Below are 25,850 nucleotides of genomic sequence, written 5' to 3' on the forward strand. Positions count from 1 at the left end.
AACAACGCCTCCAAGTATCATAGTTTACAAGTTAAAAAAGTAATACTAAAATTTACTAATATACCATTATTTGTAATAATGAATATGAGAATTTTTAACAATATTAATATTACGAAAATTTAAAAGGCTCCTTCGATGTAGAGAAGAAACCTTTCTTTCTATAGCACATTTTGCATGAATGCTTACTACTTTATTCTTGTGTTATCATTTCTCTTCACATTGTTTTACTTTGCTCAAGCAGTTCCATTACCTCAGGATCTTATGTGGAATCTGGAATGAGTACATGAATTTCAAAGTTCATTTTTATGCTTTTCGTATCTATTTACTTATATTTTCATTCTTACTGAACGCTACATCATTAGCAGTTTGTTTATATCCAAGGTTGCCTCGTGTGAAAATAAGTATAAGCAAAGCTAAAAGGCCTAATCCTATCACTACAAATATATCCGTATTCTTTAAAACTGCGTTGGTGGAATGAGTTTGTACCAAACTAAACGTATTTACACTCGTATGAACGAGCATGACAATAAATAAGTTTCCGTGATGGCAGTTATAGACCCAAGTGAGAATGATTGAAATCGGTAAACACAGCAAAATAAAAATTGGCAAATGAATATATAGGATTGAAAGGTCAGAACTTGGTCCACCCCTTTGTGCAGCCGTTAAGAAATGCGGAAGATGCCAAAATGCCCACAAAACACTTAGTAGTAATGTACCTTTTAGTGGTCCAAATTTCGATTGTAATCGAGGTAGAGCAAAACCGCGCCATCCGATTTCCTCAGGGAAGGGTCCGCCGAGAAAGAAAATAGCTACAAAAGAGATGAGATAGTTTACAAAAAATTCAATATTTAAGCTATGGAAAGTAGGTATCCCTCCATTTACTATCACCATACCTAGAAACATTACAGCAGGGATAACGATGAGAGTAAACAAGTACCACTTCAAACCAACTTTAATAGATATGATGCTTTTTCTAACTTTTTTCCATGACTCTTTGCCTTCAAGAGTGTGAAACATAATATACGCTGCTAACATAGGACCTGCAAATACATTGGCATAAAAGAAAATATCAAACGCTTTTGATTTAGGGAGAATACCCCATTGCGATAAGATAAATGGAATTAAAACAACCCACGAGAATACATATGCCATTATAAAAAATGAAGTTAACGGATAGGATTCCAAATACCCTCTCAGACCACGTGATGAGTTTTGTGATTTTGTTAAATCCTTCAGCATAATCACCTCTTCAATTATAAAATACTGCGATATATGCTAATTCTACATGATCTCATAATGAACCTTTTTGATGTAATAAAGTTAAGGTTTTTGTAAGAAAGGAGCGATACTTTACAAATAAAAGTAGAAATTTCTATAACCGTTTCATTCATTTCTTTGTCTACATTTAGTGCATCTGGGGGGCACCACATTACCATCATGTTAAATGTAAGTAAAATTCCGTTTAACTAGATTTCTTTCTGTTTATTTTTACAAAAAGAATAGCGCTTTTTTGTTTTTGAATACAATTTTTAGTTTGGTAACATTGGGTGATATCTAGTTATTAAACAATTTAAACATCGATACCCCCACTTGAAATTGTTATAATTAAAATGTTTTCAATATTTTAATAATGGAGGCTGGAGAATGAAAATTGCAATAGTCTGTTTCGATAACTTTACTGATATAGATGTTTTTTTACCATGGGATTTATTAAATCGCGTACGTTTAGTTGGCGGTATTTCTGATTGGAATGTCCAACTATTAGGAACGGAAAAAACTCATATATCCTCGTCTGGTTTACGCATCCCCATGACAGGAAGCATAACTGATATTCCTTCCGCTGACGCTGTAATATTTGCAAGTGGTAAGGGTGTACAGGATTTATATCAAAATCAAGAATATCTTAATAGCATTCATGTAGATCCTCATAGACAATTAATAGGCTCTATGTGTTCTGGTTCACTACTACTAGGAGCTAAAAAATTGTTAACTGGCAAAAAAGCAACTACATATCCATCCGCAGTAGAACTACTTAAAGAATATGATGTAGACGTTATTGAGCAAAGTTTCGTAAATGAAGGAAATATCTCGACTGCCGCAGGTTGTTTTGCTGCTCAAGATCTCTCAGCTTGGATTATAAGAACCCTAATTAATGAAGAAATGGTTGATACTGTGCTAGAAACTGTTCAGCCAGTGGGAAAAGGTCTATATTTTTAATTTTAAATCAAGTCAGAAATAGATAATCTGACTTGATTATTTATAATATAACGTTTTTGTTCAACGTCTTCTTCAGTGAATCCAAGTAATTCTCCTAAGTAGGGCTACCGTCACATCGCTATCAAGCTAAGGATTTGAAATCATCTCAAAATAGAAAAATTCACCTTTTGCAGTTAATTGCTGAATTCGGCTTATTTTTTGCGTGTTGGGGAACTACCAATTTCTTAAGTTGATGGTGATGGGCATGTGGTGCAACCCCATCACCATCAACTTAAAAGTACTAAAAAACATATGTAATAAAATAGAGTTTTTTCACCTAAACTTTTGATATTCTACAAGAATATTAGTAGACATATTCAAATAAGCTCTCGCAGGCCTATTTTTAAAAATTCATTATTGTACGCAGAACGTGATTTTTGTGTACACTCATACACCACACCCAGGATATCAAATGCCGTTTTCTTCTTATATTGATGGGATTTCCAACCATTTTTCTCAATCATCTGTAAGATTTTCTGGAGGACTTGTACAATGTCTTCTACATCCTTGTTTAATGCATTATGAAGGGCGAAAAAATAAGTTTTCAGGATTTATATAAGCAATTCTGACAACTAAGAGATGAACTAAGTTATCTGAAGCAACCGCCCCCTTGAAACCGAATAGGAGAGCAACATTTCAAATAATGTTCCATGATATAACTATCTATGTAATATAACTATGTTTGAACAAGGAGATGGGAGCATGAGTAAGTTAACAGGCAAAATAGCTTTAGTTACAGGATCAAGTCGAGGAATTGGTCGCAATATTGCATTGCGTCTGGCACAAGAGGGGGCCTTTGTCGTCGTTCATTACGGGAAAAGACGTAAGGAGGCAGAAGCAGTTGTTCATCAGATCGAGCAAAGCGGAGGAAATGCTTGCGCAATTGGTGCTGACCTTAGTACTTTAGATGGTATTCAAGATTTATTTACTACTTTGGATGATACTATTCGGGAATATATGGGCGGTGACGGATTCGATATTCTTGTCAACAATGCTGGAATTGGTCAAATTATCAGTTTAGAAGAGACGACGGAAGAATCATATGACGAGGTAATGAAGATTAATGTCAAAGCACCACTTTTTGTTACTCAACAAGCTTTGCCACGTTTAAAAGATGGAGGACGCATCATTAATATTTCATCTTTTGTGACACGTGCAGCTTCTCCAAGTGTCTTCGCGTACAGTATGTCTAAAGGTGCTATCGACACATTTACGCGCCTTCTAGCCAAACAACTAGGGAGCCGTAATATTACGGTAAACGCCATCCAGCCTGGAATTATTAATACAGAGATGAATGCTGAGACTTTGGAAAACCTTGATGGACAAAAATATGCGGCTAGTCTTTCAATCTTTAACAGATGGGGAGAACCCGAGGATGTGGCAGATATTACCGCCTTTCTCGCTTCCTCAGACAGCCGTTGGGTAACTGGTCAATTACTGGATGCAAGTGGCGGATCTCACCTATAGAACTTGTAAGATAACGAATTTATAAGGATCTTCAAATGAAGTGACCCCAAAAAGTTAGGCGCATATTTTAAGCAGTTACTGAGGAATGAACTCTGTATTGGACAGGGCTCATTCCTTTTAATTCGTTTGTTAAGGAACAATAAGATAGGTGTTGCATAAGGAGGGATTAAGCGAGGAGTAAAGGCATTATGTAGAGAAACGAGATCTTATCACTTGTAAAACCAGTGATACATTAAAACAAGCATAGAGCACTTTACAATAAAGTGGGTTTCGCTATATTCCAGTATTAGATGAGGAAGAAGGGTATTTCAATAGATATATATATAGTCGATTAGCTTAAAAAAATGGATCCTAGTAGTAAAAAGCTGCCTGTTCATAGTTTTATTAAGGAGACAAGGAAATATATCAAAAAAGATGCTTCATTTTACTAAATCTTCTTTACGATTAAGCGTTTTCCGTATATTATATAATTTTTTTGGGAGAATGAAACTATATTAAGGGATTCATATCCATGCAAAGATAATTGGACTGCTGCCAAAAGGGTGGGGAGATGGGTACAGACTTACCCTTGGAACAATGCAATATGAAAAAGCCCTGCAACATTTAACAAAAGCAATTAACAAATATACGACAATTAAAAGTTTAGTAACATTAGATAATGAATCTCTCGTATGGCCTATTCATGTGACAATTGTTAGTTGAAAAAATGTATTAGACTCCAACTATATGAAATTAGGAGTGTAGAGAAGATGTCAAAAACTTACTTTATAGAAGATTTATATGATTTAAGCTTTGAACATAAAAAAGACTTATTGAAATTATTTGTTAGTGAAAATGAAACATTATGTTTTTTCTACGCAGAAGAAAATTTAAAAAGTCTAAATAATAAAGAGAAAAAAATGGTTTTAACAAATTTATATGAAAAAAGTCAAAAGTGGATCGTTCCATTGGGGCAAGTAAGAGAACTTAAAGGAATGATGTGGTATAAAGTAAAAATTGATGAAGAAATTATTCAAGCTATTGAGATAGAACAATTATTTTGGCGTGTAATTGTAAAGGACGGGTATCCTGTAAAAGATTTTTCATATAGCTTTGCATTAATTGAAGATGATTGTATAGAAGAATTGGTTATAGAAGAAAAAGAAAAAGAAAAAAATAGCTTTATTAATAAAGTTTGTCCTAAAATAAGAGAGATGTTTGGAGAGAAATTGAAAATTAGTTAAAGTAGTTTCTTCTTATGCAAAAACTTTAAGTAGTCTCTATGCCTAGGACATACTGATACTAATAGTTCCGATAAGGTATATCATTCAACTGGTATTATCATCTGAAATTGTAAAATTAAATCAATTGTGATGCAAATTAAACAACGATGATTCCTAAGTGTGGAAGGATCATCGTTGTTTTGAATGAAGCGCCAATAGTAAAGTTTGGTGAAATGAATTTAATAAACCTTATTATTGATTGGTACAAACAGATAATACATGTTTTGAAAAATATAACACGTAAAACAATCAATCCAGAAAAACTGAATTACTGGATGTACATGATATTTTAAACTCTACAACAGTAGTTTCTCGGTTTTTTTCTGTTTAGAGTGATTGTTGTTTCCTCAGTATTTTTCCAAGTTTAGCTAACAGTTCAGGCTGATCCCCTTGGCTCATTACAACTTCAATAAAGATAAGTCGATTCATATTAAAACTGATTTTATTGAAGACTTCTGCTAACTCTATTTCATTTTCTACTTTAAATGTGAGACTTTTTTCTTCTGATCCGAACACGTTTGCTAGTTTCGTGTAATCCCACATTTGTATGTCATTATACGGTTGGTTTTGGCCGTGAATCGCACGTTCAACAGTGTATCCGTTGTTATTGATTAAAAATATAATTGGTTTTAAATTTTGACGTAGTATAGTGGACAACTCTTGAACAGTTAACTGGAAAGAACCATCACCAATAATTAAAATGTTACGCCGTGTTACATTAGCGAGTTGTGTTCCTAATAAAGCAGGGAGTGTATATCCGATAGATCCCCATAACGGTTGTCCTACATATGTAGCGTTATTAGGTAAAGGGATAGCGGCACTACCGAAATATGGTGTTCCTTGCTCTGCAATTAAGACGTCGTTTTCTTGTAAGAAGTGGTACAATTGTTGCCAAAAACGTTGTTGCGTAACGATTTGTGCTTTTGGATTGAACTCTTTAGTAATAGATGATGATTCTGAAATAAACGACTTAATTTCAAGTGTTTCTTCATTACGATGCTCGATTGAATCACTTAAATGTTGTAGTACATCTTTCATTACAACCGGTCCGTATTTTTTATCTATAATTTTCACAGTATAGGGATGAATTTCTATAACTTGTTCTTTCGTAAAACCTTGTGTAAAGCCACCGGTAATAGTATCAGTTAATTTCACACCGATACTAATGATACAGTCAGATTCATCAACTCTTTTTCGCAAGTATGGAGGACTAACATCGCCAGTGTAAATTCCTATAAATTGAGGATGTTTTTCTGGGAATATGCCCTTGCCCATACTTAGTGAAGCGATTGGGAAGCCAGTTTTTTCTACGAATTGATGTAAATCCTCATCAGCATGAAAACGATTCACTTCAAAATCAGCTAATATAACCGGTTTTTTGGCGCTATTTATTTTGGAAGTGGCATGTAGAAGCATTTTATCTAATGCGTCTTTATTACTTACTATGGGATGATTTAAGATTGGTTCCGTAGGTTTATTAATTGGTTTATTATATACATCGATCGGTAAATTAATATGAACAGGGCGTTTTTCATTCCAACATGCACGGAGTACACGGTCAATTTCCTCAGCGGCATGCTCAGGGGTTAAATTAGTTTGTGCCACAGTAATTTCTCGATACATATTGGAAAAGTGATCGAACTTTCCATCACCTAATGTATGATGAACGAGTTCTCCATTTTCCATTACAGTTGTTGTTGGTGTGCCAGTTATTTTTATAACTGGTACGTTTTCGGCATATGAGCCGGCAATGCCGTTTATGGCACTCAATTCCCCGACACCAAAAGTGGTAATAAGAGCAGCGACACCTTTTATGCGAGCATATCCATCTGCTGCATATGCCGCATTTAATTCATTACAGTTGCCAATCCACTCTAAATTTTTATGTGCAATCACATCATCTAAAAAGGCAAGATTATAATCACCAGGAACACCAAATATATGCTCAATTCCTAATTCGTATAATCGATCTAATAAATATGTACTTACAGTATATTGCGTTTTCAAGAGAATCATCTCCTAATTATTTTAGTTCGTGTAGTGAATGCTGCAATAGACTACAGAAGTTCAAGTGCGTTGATTAAAATATTCATTACTGGATTGTGGTATAATTTACATACAGGGGGAAAGTAGATGACACAACATAAAGAAGAACAGATGAATGAGGCATTGGCATTATTTTATTTTGCATATAAAACATTTACTGAAAAACCAGATGAAATTATAAAAGAATATGGTATACAACGAGTACATCACCGAATTTTATTTTTTATCGCACGTTTTCCAGGGATAAGTGTAAATGAGTTACTATCGCTATTAGAAATAAGTAAACAAGCTCTTCACGGACCACTGCGTCAACTTGTGGAAAAGGGACTAATTGAAAGTAATGAAGCTACTCATGATCGTCGAGTAAAACAATTATCCTTAACAGAAGAAGGGACAGATTTAGAGAAAAAACTAAGTGATGTTCAAAGAAAGCAAATGGGTGCTATTTTTTCAAAATTTGGTGAATCATGTGAAGAGAATTGGCATCAAGTTATGAACGAAATGGCGAATAGCCGTTCAGGTCATGATGCATGGATATCGAAAAGAGAAATTCCAGTTGATCAAAAATAATGAGAAATAGGCCTTTCTTTATAGTTTGAAAAAGAAAGAATTTTATCCATGCATTTGGCAACTATGGATAAATCATAGAGTGAATGGATAAAAAGATGCATTACTAGATACTTTATACGTGTACGCGATGGAACAATAAAATTCACATTTCCGAGAGGGGAATTATAATGATAAAACTTGTACTTATTCGTCACGGACAAAGTTTATGGAACCTTGAAAATCGCTTTACTGGATGGACGGATGTAGATCTATCAGAGAATGGATTAAGTGAAGCAAGAGAAGCAGGAGCAATATTAAAGGAAAATGGTTATACTTTCGATGTTGCTTACACATCTGTATTAAAACGGGCAATCCGGACTTTATGGATTGTGCTACATGAAATGGATCTTACTTGGGTGCCTGTACATAAATCGTGGAAACTAAATGAAAGACATTATGGCGCACTACAAGGATTGAATAAAGAAGAAACTGCAAAAAAATATGGAGAAGAACAAGTTCATATTTGGAGAAGGAGTGTTGATGTAAGACCACCTGCTCTTACTGAAGATGACCCTAGATATGAAGCGAACGATCCAAGATATAAAACACTTCAAAAAGGTGAATTCCCATTAACTGAATGTTTAGAGGATACGGAGAAACGAGTGCTTAATTATTGGCATTCAGAAATTGCACCGTCATTAAAAAGTGGTGAGAATGTAATTATTTCATCTCATGGTAATACAATTCGATCGCTAGTGAAATACTTAGACAACCTTTCAAATGATGGTGTAGTTTCATTAAATATTCCAACTAGCATTCCGCTTGTTTATGAATTAGACGAAAATTTACGTCCAATTCGTCATTATTACTTAAGTATGGATGGAGAAGTACCTGAAGGAGAAATTCCGAAACATATTTCTTTTTAACATGAAAATTTGTAACGCATGCTTGTCTACATATACAATGTAGATTCATGATAAAGTGAAACTTTAATCAGTGAGGGTTTTGTTCATCCCCACTGATTATTAGTTGAACCAATCGGGCTGCCCACAAATAGCGGGATAAAAGACGTGGCCTGCTTCTAATGTATATGCGATGTAGCTAACTTTAGAAGGTTGTCCACGTCTTTTGTCATAAAGAGAGCTGCTTGTGCATGTAATGATATCGTGAGTAGTTTTTGAATGGAGGGTGATGTGATTGGTGATCTCTAACATTCGAATCGGATTATTTATTTTAGCGATCATTTTTGTAGTTCTTGTTTTTTTTTATTGGAGAAATGAAGAGTTATACGAAGAGAAAAAACAGAGAATTCGAAAAACTTGGTATGGATTATTCATAACATCAGTCACAGTTTATTTCATGATAAAAGGAATCGATTTAACCCTCTGGAAAAACTTACTAATGTTTACTGCGATGGTCATTTTCGTTGATATTGCGTTTATTTTAACACCTAACATCTCGGAAATATGGGGAGCGAAATTTAGCGATATCGGTAAAACTGTTCAATCCATAAAGCGGTCATTAATCGCTTCAAAAGCAAGAGGAGAAATATATACGAACATTATCCAAAATATTAATCCAGCAGCATTTGGGACGATGGAATGGCATACAGAAGAGGAATATACAAAAAGCTTAAACTCATTTTTAGATTCATATGGGGAAAAAATTGGAGCAAAAATTGTTGTATTTGAAGCAGCAAATGAATTAAATACGGGCTTTCGTGGTATTCGCTCTCAATTTAGTATTACAGTACCTTTAGAACATATAGAGCAATTAAATGAACAAAAAGCAGTACAAGTAGAGAACGTTGGGATTATACCAGCAAAAATAATGAATGACGTTTTTATAGTTATTGATGGGAAGAAAAATAGCCTTCAAGATCGAGATTTTGAAAATGTATATAATTTAACCATACATCATAGTTATTTTAGTAAGTAGGACAGAATCATTTTTCTGTCCTTTTCTTCTATACATAAATTCAAAACAAAATACGACAAAGTTGAATAAAATGGGACAATCATTCCTACACTAGCACGTAGAGGTGATTGTAGTGATAAAGGATTATGACAATGATTTTTTTAAAGAAGATGATGAGGATGCAACAGATTTCTCTTTAATAAAAGGAGATACTTTGCAGCAAGTAGAAGAGTTAGAAGAAGAATTAAAAAGAAAATCATAAGTATACAACTCTGTCTGCATCTGCTATATAATATAAATAAAAGGTTGTATCTTTTGAAAAGGGGGAGAAGAGATGGCTGAAATCAGTGTACAAAAGTCTTCGTTTTTTAAAGAAAAAAAAGAAGAATCAAATACAGATTTCTCTCTTGTGAAAGGTGCATTAACGGAAAATATAAATCGGTTAGAGAAACTGATGAATAATAGCAGTTCAAAATATATACGAGTGAAAAAAACAAAAGAAAATGCATAGTACATTTTCTTTTGTTTTTTTATTTAATAGTAAACTTATCTTTTACTTTTTCAGGTAAATCTGCTTTCTGAATCTCTTCATAGGACTTTACTTCAATTGATGATATTTCATTTTTGTTATTATCATCTTGATCAACACCCTTACAATGTTGTAAGAGTGTTGTACATAAAATGAACAATATATATAAAATATTAAAAAAGTTAAAACAAAGGTAAAATAATGAATCATGGTATAATGATAAAAGACTTACATATTATTTTGTCATTTGGAGAGGAGCTTGAAAAATGTATTCTACTTTAGAACAATTAACAAAGCACCCTGTATTTTATCATTTTGCAGAAATTTCAAAGATTCCTAGAGGATCAGGTAATGAAAAGGAAATTAGTGATTATTTAGTTGGCTTTGCTAAAGAGCGTAACTTAGAAGTGATTCAAGATGAAGCATTAAATGTCATTATTAAAAAAGAAGCAACTGCTGGCTATGAAAATGTAGCAGCTATTATCATTCAAGGTCATATGGATATGGTTTGCGAAAAAAACCAAGCAACAGTACATGATTTTGAAAAAGATCCAATTGAATTACGAATTATTGGAGACATGTTATACGCAAATCAAACAACTTTAGGTGCTGATAATGGTATTGCAGTTGCGTATGCATTAGCTTTATTAGATTCAAAAGACATTCCACATCCAGCACTTGAAGTCGTTATCACTACCGAAGAAGAAACGACAATGGGCGGGGCTTTTGCTGTTGATCCAAATCATTTTGAAGGAAAGATTTTTATAAATATTGATTCTGAAGAAGATCACAAATTACTTGTAAGTAGTGCAGGTGGTGCGAAAGCTGTTGAAACAATTCCAGTAATTTGGGATGAAGCGCCAGCGAATACGGATGCATACCGTCTATATGTTGGTGGTCTAAAAGGCGGACATTCTGGTATGGAAATTGATAAGCAACGTGGTAATGCGAACAAAACATTAGGGCGAGTATTACATGATTTATCAACAAATATGGAGTTTAATATAAGTGAAGTTCACGGCGGATTAAAAACGAATGCAATTCCGCGTGAAAGTGTAGCTACAATTTTATTACGTCAAGAAGATGTAGAGAAGGTAGAAGAAAAGCTTGAGTCATGGACAAGAGTATTACAAGAAGAAATGCGTGCTGTTGATCCAGATGTTCATGTTACACTTACAAAGTTGGATGAGAAAGTAGAAAAAGTATTTGCTAAAGAAACACAAAAGCAGCTTATTTCATCATTATTCTTAATTCCGAATGGTATTCAAAGTATGAGCATGGATATTAAAGGTCTAGTAGAAAGCTCAACAAATTTAGGTGTTATTGAAACATTGCAAGATGAAATTAAATTACGTAACGAAGTACGAAGTTCTGTAAGTAGTTTAAAACAGCATGTTGCAGAAGAAATCAAATATATTGCCGAATTAGTTGGTGCTACGTTTGAAATTGAGTCAGAGTATCCAGAATGGCCATACAATCCAAATTCACAAATTCGTAATTTATTTGAAAAAGTTCATCAAGAAAAATACAATAAAGATATTGAAATTTTCGCTGTGCATGCAGGGATTGAATGTAGCGCATTCGTTCAAAAAATGCCTGAATTAGATGCAATTTCATTCGGACCAGACATTTTCAACGTGCACACTCCGGATGAACATATCAGTATCTCTTCTGTAGTGAATAACTGGGGATTCTTCATTGATGTAATGAAGGGTACGAAAGAATTAGCTAAATAATAATGATGAAATAAAAGTAGCCTATAAAACTTTATAGGCTACTTTTTTGTGTTGGAATTTATCCCGCATTAACGGGCAGTAAGACCCCCACCTCAAAATTCAGCGAGAGCAAAGAAGTTAGGTGGGGGATCAACTGCCCGTAAAAGCCCGATTGGTTTAACTAATAATCAGTGGGGGATGAATAAAACCCCCACTGATTAAATTTTCACTTTATGAGAAATCATTTTTCGTTAGTATGTAATATTAAGCTTGAACAATTAATAAGGATGAATTGTTGATGTTTTTTAGTACTGATGAAGGGGTGGAGAAATGAAGGGAAGAAAGCATTTTATTGTTTGTATGTTTTTATTGTTTTTCACATTTAGTTTTATTGGTGTTCAGAAAATAATAGCGGAAGAAGTTGAATTTTCAGGGACAACAGCTCCATTGAATGTAAATGTTAGAGAGGCAAAAAGTTTGAGTGCAAGTATTGTAGATGTGATTCCCGGAAATACAAAAATATCTTTTAAAGGATGGGAGTATGGTGAAGCGGTTAAAGATTACTGGACAGGAAATTTAGATAATCGTTGGTTTTATTATTTTAAAGATGGAAAAAAAGTATATGTAACGTCAGCGTATATTAATGGAAATCCTCCAAATACATCAACAAATCGTAAATTATCTGTACCTAACATATTACAAGAAAGATCAAATTGGTGTTGGGCAGGCACTTCGGTTTCAGTTTTAAATTATTTTGGGAAAACTCCTTCACAAGATCAGTACGTTAGGTATGTCAAGGGTGGATCATATAATAATCCTGCAACTTCACGTGAAATACAATATGGATTATCGGGATATGGTGTTAGCTCAGCTATAAGTCCTGGAGCAAAATCGTATGATTGGTTCAAAAATCAAATTAATAGTGATCAACCGATGATTGCACTCATTATGTGGCAAAATGGAGCTAACATCGGACACTTTCTAGTACTTGATGGATTTTATAAAGGAACAAATGGAACAGATTATATAACGTACATGGACCCTTGGTATGGTGATCATTATAATCATAATTTCAGTACGTTCCATAACAATAATAATTTTTGGTGGAGTGAAACTGTTTATAATATCCATGCAAACTAATAATATTAAAAGCGGGGGTTCATTAATGGGAAAACTACTTAAGCTTGTAATACCGTGCATTTGTTTAATGACCGTTATTATTTTCGCTAGTAAAATTAGTTATGCATCAAAAAATAAAAATGAACCAGTACAATCGATTGCATTAAAAGATTATCAATATAGTAAGGGAAGTTCTTCTGAAAATTTAAGTTTTGAAAAAATAACAACATCCTCATTTTCGTTACCAATCTATGAAACAATTCCAGCACAGCAAATTTTAAATAGCTCTGAATTTAAGCATTTACTATTACCAACAAATGAAAAACTGTGGTTTATTATGAAGGGTGAGCAGCCAGAAGGATTAATTGTTGCGAATGATACTGAACCGATTCGAACGGGCGGAGAAAATAGAAGTAAAGATTTATATGGGTTATATAAAGCAATAAAAAATAATACAAATGAAACAAAAGATATTAGTTATTTTGAATTTGAAGGGCAAGGAATATTGGTAGTAAATCAAAATAATGATCAAGAAATATATCTTAGTAAAGGTGCCGCTGCCATATTAAAACTTCCTGCTGGTCAAAAAGCATTGAGCAGTGAAGTAATACAGAAAATGAAAGAGAGAATCGTAACTGCTTTTGAATAGTTAATTATAAACTGAACAAATATATGTATTTAATATGAAATTTCATGTACTGTATTATTTTTAAAAATGAATCATTTCATAAATAATACAGTAGAAGGTGTAGAAAAGATAACAAGAGAAACCAGTGTGGGATGTTATGAAAAATGATGATTATAGTAGGAATAGTTGATTCTTATTTGTTATTTATACGTGGGTGAAAAGAGATCAGGTAAGAGGATTCATGCCAGGGGTATAAACATAATAATGCATATAAAAAGGTTAGAGAGGCTAATTCTCTAGCCTTTTTATGTGCATTCCAGAAGTTTTAAAAATAGTGAAGTTACTCCCTACTCATCAAGGTGAAATCTCATACCATCTCCAAAAAGAAAATATTATATATTTTGTTTGGAAGGATACTGTTCGTTTTGTATAGAGTTCGATTCAAATCACGACTATCATTTGGAATGTTTAAATAATTTAAATAAATCAAACAGAAAAGCTTGACCTTCACACTATGTAAAGGTTTACAGTAAGACAGAAAAGGAGGTTAAGAAATGAAAAAAATAACGAATTTGTGTATGAGTGCTGTACTAACCACATCTATTATCAGTGGTTATGTTTTAGGTAAGGGGATTGAGAAAGTTCAGGCGAAGGAAATTGAAAAAACGCAGAGAAAAGATATGAAGAAAGTAGAGGTGCAAAAACAAGTAGGAAAGTATACAATGCCAGATGAAAAAAGCAAACATGAAGGAACGTGGCTACAATGGCCTCATGAATTTACATATGGGCAAAAATATCAGCAAGAGGTAGAGCCGATTTGGATTCAAATGACAAATACTTTAAGCAAAGGCGAAAAAGTTCATATTGTTGCATATGATCAAGAAGAAAAAGAAAGAATTACTGAAGTTTTAATGGATCAGGGGGTGAATATGGGAAAAGTTGATTTCTTTATCGCACCTACTGACGATGTATGGGCTAGAGATACTGGACCGATTTTTGTTTATGATAATGACAAAAACCTAAAGATATTAGATCCAGGATTTAACGGATGGGGAAAGAAAACACCATATAAGAAAGATGCTCGTCTTCGTGAGAGTCTTAGCAAACAGTTAGGTATTGAAAGAATTGATTGGAATAAATTTGTTCTTGAAGGCGGCGCATTTGAATTAGATGGTAATGGAACTGCTTTATTAACTAGAAGTGCTGTGACGAATAAAAATAGAAACGCTAAATTGTCAGAAAAAGATATTGAAAAATATATGAGTGACCTTGGGATAACAAATTTTATTTGGTTAGATGGAGTACCCAACTTAGATATTACTGATTTTCATATTGATGGATTTGCAAAATTTCACGATAAATCTACTATTATAACGTTAAACAAAAAAGATTTAGCTGAATGGGGAACGTCTGATAAAGATATTAACAAGTTGTTGCAGGCAAAAGATGCTGAGGGGAATAAATACAAGTATGTATATCTGCCGCTAAGCAAGAATAATGTTACATTAGCAAATGGGAAGCAGCTTGATTATAAAGGTTCATATATTAATTATTATATAGCGAATCAAGTTATCTTAGTTCCTAACTATAATGATCCTAATGATAAAATAGCAAATGAGATGATTCAAAAACTTTATCCTGATCGTAAAGTGGTGGGGATTGATGTAAGAGAGCTTTATAAAAATGGTGGTATGATTCATTGTATTACTCAACAACAACCAATCAATTTGAAATAATATATTTATAGATTTTTTTAGTTGTCTATTTCTTATGAAGACTTGTTTATCCATAAGATAGGTAAAGATGCCATGGTATTTTTACCTATTTTGTTGTGTTTTTTATGAGTTAATTATTATTTTCCTATAAACTGCAGAAACTAATATATTTTATGTATAAAAGTTAGATTATTTTAATGCTCTTATTGCAGTAATATGCTGTTTAAGGGGAGTTCAAAATTACACAATTTGACTTGTGTAATTTATTGCGTTATGCTTTTTTTTAGTATAAACGAAAGGCTTGAAGATAATGATTCGTCGTTTGAGAAAGCTAAAGAATGTAGCAGTCGTAGTAAGCTTCTAAGTAAATTGCAAAAATCTACACTACTTAGAAGCGAGGAATAAAGTTATGAAGCATCCATTATTTAATCATTGGTCAGAAACAAAGTATATAAAAGATATAGTAACAAATCCACTCATTGAGGTAGGAGAGTACTCCTATTATTCAGGCTATTATGGTCATCAAAATTTTGAAGATGGCTGTGTAAGGTATTTGTGGGGGGATGCTAAGTCCCGAGCGCTTTTCAATCCAATTGAACAGATGGGTTGGAAACTTGATAAACTCATTATTGGAAATTATGTTTGTATTGCAAGTGGAGTTGTCATTCTAATGGGTGGGAATCATAATCATCATCCTGAATGGATTACAGTATATCCATTCGCTGAGCAAATTGAACAATCATATGAACCGAAGGGTGATACAGTCATTAAAAGTGATGCTTGGATTGGAATGAATGCTATCATAATGCCTGGTGTTACAATCGGTGAGGGTGCAATTGTTGCAGCAGGAACTGTCGTAAGTAAAGATGTTCCGCCGTATACAATAGTTGGTGGAAATCCTGCTAAGGAAATAAAGAAACGATTCACTGATACAGAAATGAAAATGCTAATGGAAATGCGTTGGTTTGATTGGAATAGAGAATTAGTTGAGCAGGCAATTCCTATTTTATCTAGTGCATCCATAGAATTATTATATGATTTTTATAAAAAGGAAGTAAAAAATAAATAAATCAGCTAGAAAAACTACATTCAATATAGGGTGTAGTTTTTTTATTACAAAAAAATAATAGATTAGACTAAAGAAAATTCATCTCTGGTATGAGTCTAGCAATAGCTGAATTGAATAATTAAAATCCTTGATAGCTAATAAACGTATGCTTGGTTACCAGTGTGTCTCGATATTTAATCGGGACACACTGGTTTTATCCCGCTATTCGCCGGGCAGTAAGGCCCCCACCTCAAAATTCAGCGAAAGCGAAGAAGTTAGGTGGGGGATCAACTGCCCGTAAAAGCCCGATTGGTGTGGGCTGATAATCAATGGGGGATGAACAAAACCCCCACTGATTAAAGTTTCACTTTATTTTTTGTAAATGTGGAACAAATGTATTATTTAGATTGTCTATTAATTGTAATCCTAAAAAATATGAAAGTACGGATCATTTTGAAAAATACAAAGGTATTAAAAAGAGGGATGTGTGTGGGAATACGAAGTGTCAGTGCCCTAAAAGGGTTTGATGAGATGGTCTATATGAAAGCGATCCTAACGTCTTATATGTATATAGAATTTGAGAACACTGTCTATTTTTTGGGGGATTATGTTAGAATAACGTTTTTTTGAGTACAAAGATATTGGAGGTAACAGAAGTGAAAGGTATGTTTTGCAAGAGATTTATTGCAATAGTAACAGTGCTTACACTATTTTGTAGCATTGTTGTTACATCTGGAAGAGCATCAGCGGAAACAGTTCCTGCTATAGACGTTGAAGCAGGATCAGCAATTTTAGTAGAAGCAAATTCTGGGAAAATTTTATATGAAAAAAATGCAGATGAATCATTAGCAATTGCTAGTATGACAAAAATGATGAGTGAATACTTAGTACATGAAGCGGTGGATAAAGGAAAACTTAAATGGGATCAAAAAGTTAAAATTTCTGAATATGCATATAAGATTTCGCAAGATCGCTCATTATCAAACGTTCCATTAGAAAATGGTGGCTCTTATACAGTTAAAGAGTTATATGAGGCAATGGCAATTTACTCTGCAAACGGTGCAACAATTGCTTTAGTTGAAGAGATTGCTGGAAAAGAAGTTAATTTCGTAAAAATGATGAACGCTAAGTCAAAAGAGTTTGGAATGAAAAATTATAAATTTGTAAACTCTACAGGTTTAACAAACCATGATTTAAAAGGACATCACCCAGAAGGAACAACTCCAGACGAGAAAAATAAAATGTCTGCAAGGGATTGTGCGATTTTAGCGCAACGTCTCATTCAAGATTTCCCAAAAATATTAGATACAGCAAAAATCCCCAAAAAAACATTCCAAAAGGGTGGCAAGTATCCAATTGATATGGTGAATTTTAACATGATGTTACAAGGCTTAATTAAGCAATACGAAGGTGTAGATGGGTTGAAAACAGGAACTACTCCAGAAGCTGGTGATTGCTTCACTGGTACAGTAGAAAGAAACGGTATGCGCCTAATTTCTGTAGTGATAAAAGCAAACTCTCATACAGCACGTTTTGATGAGACGAAGAAATTATATGATTATGGATTTGCGAATTTTGAAGTGAAGAAAGTTTATGGGAAAGATGCAGTAGTAAAAGGGCATGAAACAGTGCGAGTAGCAAATGCAAAAGACAAAGATGTAGTTGTTCAAACGAAGCAAGCTGTTTCACTTCCAATGCCAAAGGGCAACAATGACGTTTATAAAAAAGAATTTAAAGTACCGAATAAAGAACAAGAAGCGCCTATTAAAAAGGATGTAACAATTAGTAAAATGATTATTTCGCCTAAAGATAGTACAGATCCTGGATTTTTATCAGGTAAATCATTACAAGTAGACCTTGTAACAAACTCTGATGTAGAACAAGCAAATTGGTTTACACGTTTTATGCGCGAAATCGGATCTTTCTTTAGCGGTATGTGGGATAGTGCGGTTGATATAGTAAAAAGCTAATTTTATGGGATGAAACTAAATGTTAGTCTGAAACAAAAAGTTTCAAAGTATTATAGATTTTTATGTGGATAGCTTGGAATTGAAGATTACATTAATTTTCAAATTTGGTCCTTCGGAACTTTTGGTATTGCAATCAAGCTAAGATAAATTTGTATCCATATAATCAAAAAACGCTATTCTTTTTGTAGAAATATACAGAAAGGATGGCGTTTATTATGAATCTTTCGATTTAAAGGGTTCTGATGCAAGGTTAGTTTAATAAAGTTACATGATGAAAGAACATTCATTATTCCACCAAGTGAAAATGAAAATTGATACCTGGTACTTATTTCTGTTATCAAATTTTATAAAAATTTAATAAAATCTTTTCTTTCTATTAAATATTTTGCTTTAAATTAATTATATAAAGAAATGGAGGCCAAAAAATGAATTTTTTAAAGAAGTTTAAGTATCTTTTTATAGCATTTATCCCTTTGTATATAGTTATTCTTTAATTTCAATCGAATAGAAAACAAAGTATTCGAGAAAAAAGTACGATTTTAATGGGATATACCATATAGAGGGCTCCCTAATAATTTCACTTGAAAATCGGTAATTAATGAAACCAAGAATAATCATATGATACACGATTACGAGTTAATATACCCAAAAGATATGATTACTAGAGACAATCTTTGATACTGACAAGTGAGGTGACGTCGATGAGAGGGACATTAATAAAAATCGGAGTATTTATTTTGGTTTTAACAGTAGGGATATATCTTGCGAAATCCGTATATGACCATCATACGAACCGAGCTAAAGTAAGAGACACGATTCAACAAATATCAATAGAGCATGGTATACCGCCATGGATTCCTTTATCTATTGCATTCCATGAAAGTAAGTTTGATCGAAATGCAGTTGGAGATCAGGGCACATCATTTGGATTGTTTCAGCTTCATCGAGGTGGACTAGCACCTAAAGATTTAACGAATGAAGATTTGAAAAATGCAGAAACCAATACTCGAATTGCAATATCTAATATGATAAATGCGTATAACCGTGGTTTACAGCAAAATTTAAAAGGGCCAGAGCTATTAAAACATGTTGCAAATACCTCAGGGTGGCCTGGAAATAAGGGGGTTCAATGGACAGATAAACAGACAGACTATAACGAGGGTTTAGAAAACAGTTTTAAAATGTTTTCTAAACGACAATACGATTTTATAGAATGAAATTTCTTTTTTCTTTCTATTATTATATAAATTATGCCTAGATACGAAAGTTCCCTAAAACAGATACATAGATTAACTTTGTACTGCTTACATTAGGAATTTAAAGAAACAATATGTACAATTCTCCCACTACATTCGCATAGTGGCCTTTATGAACAGCAAAATTTACAATTTACAAGGAGAACATTTTATGAGTAAGAGAATAAAAGAATTAGATTCCATACGAGGGTTAGCGGCACTTACTGTGGTATTTGGACATTTTTGTTTAATGCTACCATCGTTGCCTAATTCTATTAAATTTTCCCCGCTTAGGTTTTTATGGGCGGGTGGGGAAGCTGTTATCGTTTTTTATGTACTAAGTGGTTTTGTGTTATCTATGGCACTTTATCATTCAAAAACAAATTATTGGGGATATTTAATTAAGAGATTTGTAAGAATCTATATTCCTTATTATTTTTGGATAATCGTTACCTTTGTTTTATTTATTTTATTTTCGTCGTATGAAGTGGTAGGACTACGGGATTGGTTCTATGATAGGTGGCAAGGGTCTATAACAAAATTAGATATTCTAAACCACTTTGTGCTTCTTAATAACTTTTTTACGGAAAATTATAATCCAGTTATTTGGTCATTGGCTCAAGAAATGCGTATATCTATTGTGTTTCCTTTGTTATTCCTTCTTTTTTATAAACTGAATTGGAAGAAAACGATACTATTTGCTTTGAGCTTTTCTTTAATTAGTGTTGTTCTTAATATGTTGCATATTGGGAAAGCTGAAGGATTTTATAATGGTTATGCTGATACACTGCATTTTACATCTATGTTTATGGTTGGAATGTTACTTTTTAAGTATCAGGAAAAACTTATCTACTCATATAGGAATATGAAAAAATTTAAAAAAGGATTTCTTATTGCATTAGGGATTATTCTATATTTATATTCCATTTTAATTTATGGTTTTTCCCGTAATGATACAACTTTCTTATTAAAAGATTGGGGTGTCGTAATGGGGGTTAGTATATTTATTATAATGGCTATGAGTAACCTAAAAGTAAAAGCATTTTTAAATAAGAGTGTATTTGTATATTTAGGAGAAATTTCATACAGTATCTATTTGTGTCATTTTCCAATCATGATGGTACTATTTAAACTTTTGTATACAAAGATACCTATCTTTTTCCTTCTTACTTTGTGCATTGCAATGACACTACTTTTTTCTATAGTTTCATATCATTTAATCGAAAAGAAATGTATCAACTGGGCAAAACAAAGAACAACAAATTTTTTGAAAAAAGTATAATTCCTAGATAGATTTTATTTCTTTAGTAAATATATGAATATGACCGATTCCTAAGTATACTTAGGAATCGGTCAATTTTGGATTCTAAATGTAAATATAGTAAAGTGGAATATAATTGAAATCGAAAATCACTTAGAAATAACAATACGGTGTGAGCTATTGTATAGTATAGATATGGTTAATAATAAAGGGGGAATACATATGTGGAAGCGATTTGTAGCAATTGGTGATAGTTTTACAGAGGGGATAGGGGATGAAGTTGAGGGAATTGCATTAAAAAGCTGGGTAGATCATTTTGTTCAACTGTGTGAAAACGATATAGAATATGCCAATTTTGCAAAGCGTGGGTTAGTAACTAAAGAAATTCGCTCGCAGCAATTGGAAAAGGCTTTAACTTTTAATCCAGATTTGGTTAGTCTCATTGCAGGGGCAAACGATGTTTTAAAAGGACGTTGGAATCATGATGCATATAAGAACGATATGGAATTTATGATAGATACATTAAGTAAAGCAGGGGCTGATATTATTATAGCAAACCTTCCAGATTTTACAGTTAGGCTTCCTTTTGCTTCTGAAAAAAAACAAGTAATAAAAGAACAATTATTAGAGGCAAATGAAGTTATACATTCACTGAGCAGAGAGTATAAGCTTCATCATGTTGATTTTTGGAATCATCATTTAGTTAATGATAATACGCTTTGGTCTAAGGATTTAATTCATCCAAACTCAAAAGGATATGTAAAAGTTGCTGAATTGATTTTTAGTAGTTTGCCTGTACATGACTCTTCTAAATAAGCTGTAGAATGACCTAAACCCCTGTCGCATGCTGTACAGGGGTTTTTGGTGCGAAAAAGAAGGATATAGAGTGCTTATAAATTATACTTTAAGTAATTCTTTTTATTGTTTATATTTTTGTTATTTTCTGTTGCAGAATCCTTAGTATAAGGATTCTTTTTTTGTATCAAAAATCTATAAAGAAAAAAAGATAAGATCGGTGAAAATGAACTAAAAGGTATTTTAAATGAAATTGTTAAAACAACACTAATAATGATAACGTTCGCTAAATATATTCGCTCCTTATGTTTGGAAGAAACTTGAAATCTTCCCTCTCGGAATGCAGCTTAACCATAAATTTAATCTTTTTGTAAATATGGAACAATTTTATAACTTACACTGTCTATTAAGCGTTAAAACATTTTTAACTAAGGGAGAAGATTGAATTGAAAAAATTATGGATACTGCTTTTCTTTTGTTTTGCAGTTATGTTGGTAGGATGTAATAAAAATGAACCGCCAAAACAAGCATTTGAAGAATATATCAATTTATGGAATGATAAAAAGTTTGCAAATATGTATGATCATTTATCAGAACATGCAAAAAAGACGATTTCCAAAAAGGATTTCGCAGAGAAATATCAAAAAATCTATGATGGTATTGGAGTTAAGAATTTAAAAGTCAAAACGAAAGGAGAGAATACGAAAGATAAAGAACTTTTTCTTTTTGAAGTTAATATGGATACGGATGGAGGAACTGTTTCATTCATCCATGAAGCAAAACTCGTGAAAGATAAAGATAAGGAGTCTTGGAAAATAGATTGGACACCAGACTTCATTTTCCCAGGTATGAAAAAAGATTACAAAGTCCGTATGCAAACAGAACAAGGAAAACGCGGAGAAATATATGATCGAAATGGAAAAGGGCTTGCAACGAATGGTAAAGCGACTGAGGTTGGAATTATTCCAGAGAAACTAGGTGAAACGGCAGCGCAGACAAAAGAAATAGTAGCACAATTACTTGATATGTCTACAGAAGAGGTCAATCAGAAGCTCGCAGCGAAATGGATAAAACCAGACTCCTTTGTACCAATTGGTATTTTAAAAGAGGGAACTAGACAGAATGATTATATTGAATTAGAAGGGGTTTCATCTCGCCCAGTAAATATTCGTACGTATCCATTAGGAGAAGCAGCCGCACACTTAACTGGATATATAGGAAAGGTGAATGCAGAGGAGTTAAAATCGCTTCAAAAAAAAGGTTATCAAGCAGATGATTTAGTAGGTAAGACGGGTTTAGAGAAAGTACTTGAGAATAAATTGCGTGGTGAAAAGGGTGGACGCGTATTTATAGAAGATGAGAATGGGAAAGAGATTAAAAACGTAGCAAAAAAAGAAGCAAAAGAAGGGGAAAATGTTACGTTAACAATTGATGCTGCAATTCAAGAAAAAATCTTTAATGAGATGAAAAATGAAGCAGGATCTAGTGCAGCGGTCAATCCTAAAACGGGTGAAACAATCGCACTTGTAAGTAGCCCTGCTTATAATCCAAATACAATAGTTAGAGGAGCATCAAAAGCCCAACGAGAAGCATGGAATAACGACTCGAAACTGCCAATGATGAATCGTTTCACACAAGCATTTGTACCAGGTTCCGTATTTAAAACGATTACAGGTGCAATTGGTTTGGAAACAAACACAATAAACCCTAAGGAAGAATTTAAAATTCAAGGATTAAAGTGGACAAAAGATTCATCTTGGGGAAATTATTATGTAACACGTGTGAAGGAAGCTAGTCCAGTTGATTTTGATAAGGCAATGAAGTACTCTGATAATATTTATTTTGCTCAACAAGCTTTGAAAATGCGAAAAGATCAGTATGTAAATGAATTTAAGAAATACGGATTTCATGAAAAATTACCAATCGAATACGAATTTCCTATTTCATTAATTGCAAAAGATGGAATAAAAAATGATATTCAACTAGCAGACACGGGATACGGACAAGGACAAGTATTAATGACACCACTTCATTTAGCATTAACATATGCGCCAATTGTGAATGAAGGAAATATTCCGTCGCCACATCTTTTAAAAGAAGCAACAGGAGCGGGGAATTGGAAAGAAAATGTGGTTTCTAAAAAGAATCAAGAGATATTAAAGAGTGCATTAATAAAAGTGATTAATGACCCTGATGGCGCGGGGAGAATTGCTAAGGTTGATGGTGTAACTCTTGCTGGTAAAACTGGTACAGCAGAACTGAAAGAGTCGAAAGAAGCAGACGGAAAAGAACTTGGATGGTTTGCAGCTTTTGATGCAAATGCGCCAGACATGATTGTTACCATGATGATCGAAGATGTAAAAGGAAGAGGAGGAAGTAACGTTCCAGGTGAAAAAGTAAAACATGTATTTCAGAAATAACACTTAATTATAAGGTGAACTTTTTCACTAAATTTATCCCGCATTAACGGGCAGTAAGACCTCCATCTCAAAATTCAGCGAAAGCGAAGAAGTTAGGTGGGGGTCGGGCTACCCGTAAAAGTCCGATTGGTGAGGGCTGATTAAAGTTTACTTTATTATATGTTTGCTTAACTCAAAGGTATAAACTGGTGGAAATATAGAACAATTAAATTTCAAAAAAGCATTCTTTCTAATCGAGAATGCTTTTTTGCTGCGACTCTAGAAAATTGATACCTTATCTTTATTTTCATTTCTGAAAAGTTGGCATTGCTAATGGTAAATAGAAGAGTATAGCAAATTGAAATGGACAAGTGGAGTGTTACGTTAAATTCAAAAAAACAGATTTTTATGAGTGGATTTTTATCATTGTATGCTTTACTTGTTTTTTAGTAGTATTATTCTGCCTGAAAAAAGATAAACAATGGAACAAATGAAACTTGTATCTTGTCTATATATTGAAACCATAATAAAAGTGAGGGCAGTTTTATGTTTATTCAAATAAGTTTGAGGTGTGGAAATGGAACAGACGTTTATTGAAAAGTGTAATCATGATGAGCTGGACTATGTTATAAGAGACTATTGGCAAGATGTATGGAATTATTCATTTATTATTACGAAAGATCCACACTTATCAGATGATATCACGCAAGATGTATTTATAAAGGTGTTTAAAAATTGGAATTCATTTCGAAAGGAGTCATCTATTAAAACGTGGATATTAAAAATCACAAGAAATACGGCAATAAACTATTTGAAATCCTCCTATTTTAAAAGGATATCTTTAATAGGATTTTTTAGTGACGATAAGCAATCCCTGTCAGCAGAACAAGAATTTTTTAACCAAGAAGAAATGAATGAGGTGTGGAAGGTTGTATTAAAACTACCTAAAAAGCACCGTGAAATAATTATATTGGACGCAAAATATGAATTATCTTATGAAGAAATGGCTGAAACATTAGGAGTATCCATTGGAACTGTAAAATCGAGATTAAGTAGAGCGAGAAGTAAGGTTTCAAAATTAATAGGGGAGGGTAGTAGTGATGAACAATAAACAAAATCCTGACTGGTATAGAAAAATAAAAAAAGGTCCAATGGAGAATCGTAAAGATGAAGAAGAATTTATTTTTAAAATTAAGCAGTCTATATACGAAAATAATGAAAGGGATTTTGTAAAACATAAAAGCCCGTTTCGTAAAAAAGCATTACCTATTGTAGTTGTTTTCGTTTGTACAATGTTATTTTTTATTGTTCAACAACCTTGGTTTGATGATAATAAATCACCGGTACAAAGTAGTACTCAAATTAAGTCGAAAACAAAAGATGAATCTGATCAAGATCCCTCACTAAAACAATTTATGAATGATTTATATCGAAGTACAAATTCAAAAAATGAAAATGACCTTTATAGAGCGTTAAATGATGAAGTTCTATTTAAAGGGATTATGTATAAGAAGGATGAATTACAGATTGATGATGATATTTTTCATGAGTTGCAAGTCGCTCTTACAATGGGGGGAGAATTTGTGAATGATACGAAGAAAGTTTACAAAGTGCCAAGTGGATCGACAGAAAGTAATCAATCAAATCAAGAACACTTTATATATGCAACTGTTACTGGAAACAAAACGAAAATTTTAGCTGAACCAAAACTAGAATCACAAGTTTTGTATGAAGTATCTAATGATATGGTAAAAGCTTGGATCCCGGAAAAATTGCAAAATGATGGATATATAAAAATATCGACTATTAACGGTGATACTACTGGATATGTACAAAAAGAGTATGTTTTAACTGATATTAAATATTCTTTCATGTTCGAAAAGAATCATGAAGGTATATGGAAAATAACGAATATAGAATCTATATGGTAAAAGAGGAA

The 25,850-nt window shown here is 33.0% G+C and carries 22 protein-coding genes and 1 pseudogene; 20 read left to right on the forward strand and 3 right to left on the reverse strand.

Translation table 11 applies throughout. The annotated features are described in order from the left end of the window. Nucleotides 1-318: 318 nt before the first annotated feature. On the reverse strand, nt 319-1,239 hold the full coding sequence (locus LUS72_RS12360; protein ID WP_097833276.1) for a CPBP family intramembrane glutamic endopeptidase: 921 nt from the start codon (nt 1,237-1,239) through the stop codon (nt 319-321). Between the two features lie 405 nt (nt 1,240-1,644). On the opposite strand from LUS72_RS12360, the gene LUS72_RS12365 reads away from it, so the two are divergent. The 3 genes from LUS72_RS12365 to LUS72_RS12375 all read left to right on the forward strand — a co-directional run bounded on the left by LUS72_RS12365 (nt 1,645) and on the right by LUS72_RS12375 (nt 4,946). Further along, nucleotides 1,645-2,217 carry a DJ-1/PfpI family protein gene (locus LUS72_RS12365; protein WP_097833277.1) on the forward strand — a complete coding sequence of 191 codons (573 nt, stop codon included), beginning with the start codon at nt 1,645-1,647 and terminating at the stop codon, nt 2,215-2,217. Between the two features lie 741 nt (nt 2,218-2,958). Beyond that, on the forward strand, nt 2,959-3,723 hold the full coding sequence (locus LUS72_RS12370) for an SDR family oxidoreductase (RefSeq protein WP_097833278.1): 765 nt from the start codon (nt 2,959-2,961) through the stop codon (nt 3,721-3,723). A 749-nt stretch (nt 3,724-4,472) separates the two neighbouring features. After that, on the forward strand, nt 4,473-4,946 hold the full coding sequence (locus tag LUS72_RS12375) for a hypothetical protein (RefSeq protein WP_097833279.1): 474 nt from the start codon (nt 4,473-4,475) through the stop codon (nt 4,944-4,946). Between the two features lie 366 nt (nt 4,947-5,312). On the opposite strand, the gene LUS72_RS12380 is transcribed toward LUS72_RS12375, so the two are convergent. Next, on the reverse strand, nt 5,313-6,992 hold the full coding sequence (locus tag LUS72_RS12380) for an alpha-keto acid decarboxylase family protein (RefSeq protein ID WP_141533588.1): 1,680 nt from the start codon (nt 6,990-6,992) through the stop codon (nt 5,313-5,315). Between the two features lie 126 nt (nt 6,993-7,118). On the opposite strand from LUS72_RS12380, the gene LUS72_RS12385 reads away from it, so the two are divergent. The 5 genes from LUS72_RS12385 to spoIISB all read left to right on the forward strand — a co-directional run bounded on the left by LUS72_RS12385 (nt 7,119) and on the right by spoIISB (nt 10,008). Continuing rightward, nucleotides 7,119-7,601, forward strand: coding sequence for a MarR family winged helix-turn-helix transcriptional regulator (locus LUS72_RS12385; protein ID WP_000191893.1), 483 nt, complete (start codon nt 7,119-7,121; stop codon nt 7,599-7,601). 167 nt (nt 7,602-7,768) lie between these two features. Next, on the forward strand, nt 7,769-8,506 hold the full coding sequence (gene gpmA, locus LUS72_RS12390; protein ID WP_097833281.1) for a 2,3-diphosphoglycerate-dependent phosphoglycerate mutase: 738 nt from the start codon (nt 7,769-7,771) through the stop codon (nt 8,504-8,506). Nucleotides 8,507-8,777: 271 nt separating this feature from the next. After that, nucleotides 8,778-9,518: a type II toxin-antitoxin system SpoIISA family toxin gene (locus tag LUS72_RS12395; protein ID WP_097833282.1), complete on the forward strand. Its 741-nt coding sequence runs from the start codon at nt 8,778-8,780 to the stop codon at nt 9,516-9,518. Nucleotides 9,519-9,630: 112 nt separating this feature from the next. After that, nucleotides 9,631-9,759: a D-alanyl-D-alanine carboxypeptidase gene (locus tag LUS72_RS12400; RefSeq protein ID WP_141533590.1), complete on the forward strand. Its 129-nt coding sequence runs from the start codon at nt 9,631-9,633 to the stop codon at nt 9,757-9,759. Between the two features lie 72 nt (nt 9,760-9,831). After that, complete coding sequence (spoIISB, locus tag LUS72_RS12405; RefSeq protein WP_097833284.1) at nt 9,832-10,008, forward strand: stage II sporulation protein SB; 177 nt, start codon at nt 9,832-9,834, stop codon at nt 10,006-10,008. A 19-nt stretch (nt 10,009-10,027) separates the two neighbouring features. Here spoIISB and LUS72_RS12410 read toward each other — a convergent pair. Further along, nucleotides 10,028-10,144, reverse strand: a pseudogene (locus LUS72_RS12410) (cytoplasmic protein); the annotation flags it as partial. Nucleotides 10,145-10,292: 148 nt separating this feature from the next. On the opposite strand from LUS72_RS12410, the gene pepD reads away from it, so the two are divergent. The 12 genes from pepD (at nt 10,293) to LUS72_RS12470 (ending at nt 25,842) form a co-directional block, all read left to right on the forward strand. Continuing rightward, nucleotides 10,293-11,762, forward strand: coding sequence for a beta-Ala-His dipeptidase (gene pepD / locus LUS72_RS12415; RefSeq protein WP_097833285.1), 1,470 nt, complete (start codon nt 10,293-10,295; stop codon nt 11,760-11,762). 309 nt (nt 11,763-12,071) lie between these two features. Continuing rightward, nucleotides 12,072-12,881 (forward strand): papain-like cysteine protease family protein, encoded by an 810-nt coding sequence (locus LUS72_RS12420; protein WP_097833286.1) that lies wholly within the window; start codon nt 12,072-12,074, stop codon nt 12,879-12,881. A 25-nt stretch (nt 12,882-12,906) separates the two neighbouring features. After that, complete coding sequence (locus LUS72_RS12425; protein ID WP_071772520.1) at nt 12,907-13,509, forward strand: hypothetical protein; 603 nt, start codon at nt 12,907-12,909, stop codon at nt 13,507-13,509. 533 nt (nt 13,510-14,042) lie between these two features. Beyond that, nucleotides 14,043-15,224: an agmatine deiminase family protein gene (locus LUS72_RS12430; protein ID WP_264448999.1), complete on the forward strand. Its 1,182-nt coding sequence runs from the start codon at nt 14,043-14,045 to the stop codon at nt 15,222-15,224. 388 nt (nt 15,225-15,612) lie between these two features. Beyond that, nucleotides 15,613-16,272, forward strand: a complete 660-nt coding sequence (locus LUS72_RS12435) for a CatB-related O-acetyltransferase (protein WP_097833287.1) — start codon at nt 15,613-15,615, stop codon at nt 16,270-16,272. 635 nt (nt 16,273-16,907) lie between these two features. Continuing rightward, complete coding sequence (locus LUS72_RS12440; RefSeq protein WP_097833289.1) at nt 16,908-18,221, forward strand: D-alanyl-D-alanine carboxypeptidase family protein; 1,314 nt, start codon at nt 16,908-16,910, stop codon at nt 18,219-18,221. Between the two features lie 701 nt (nt 18,222-18,922). Then, complete coding sequence (locus LUS72_RS12445; protein WP_071772524.1) at nt 18,923-19,438, forward strand: transglycosylase SLT domain-containing protein; 516 nt, start codon at nt 18,923-18,925, stop codon at nt 19,436-19,438. A gap of 151 nt (nt 19,439-19,589) precedes the next feature. Then, the gene (locus LUS72_RS12450; RefSeq protein ID WP_080990780.1) at nt 19,590-20,738 is read left to right on the forward strand and encodes an acyltransferase family protein; all 1,149 of its coding nucleotides are present in this window, start codon (nt 19,590-19,592) and stop codon (nt 20,736-20,738) included. Between the two features lie 201 nt (nt 20,739-20,939). Then, nucleotides 20,940-21,533, forward strand: a complete 594-nt coding sequence (locus LUS72_RS12455) for an SGNH/GDSL hydrolase family protein (protein ID WP_141536808.1) — start codon at nt 20,940-20,942, stop codon at nt 21,531-21,533. Between the two features lie 425 nt (nt 21,534-21,958). Continuing rightward, a complete protein-coding gene (locus LUS72_RS12460) occupies nt 21,959-23,932 on the forward strand; it encodes a penicillin-binding transpeptidase domain-containing protein (RefSeq protein WP_097833452.1) in 1,974 nt (657 codons plus the stop codon). 556 nt (nt 23,933-24,488) lie between these two features. Further along, nucleotides 24,489-25,022, forward strand: a complete 534-nt coding sequence (locus tag LUS72_RS12465) for an RNA polymerase sigma factor (RefSeq protein WP_141533582.1) — start codon at nt 24,489-24,491, stop codon at nt 25,020-25,022. After that, entirely contained in the window at nt 25,012-25,842 is an 831-nt protein-coding gene (locus LUS72_RS12470) for an SH3 domain-containing protein (RefSeq protein WP_264449000.1), read from the forward strand. Before LUS72_RS12465 ends, LUS72_RS12470 begins: the two co-directional genes overlap by 11 nt. Nucleotides 25,843-25,850 lie beyond the last annotated feature (8 nt).

It is taken from the genome of Bacillus cereus, from assembly GCF_025917685.1.
Lineage (GTDB): Bacteria > Bacillota > Bacilli > Bacillales > Bacillaceae_G > Bacillus_A > Bacillus_A cereus_AT.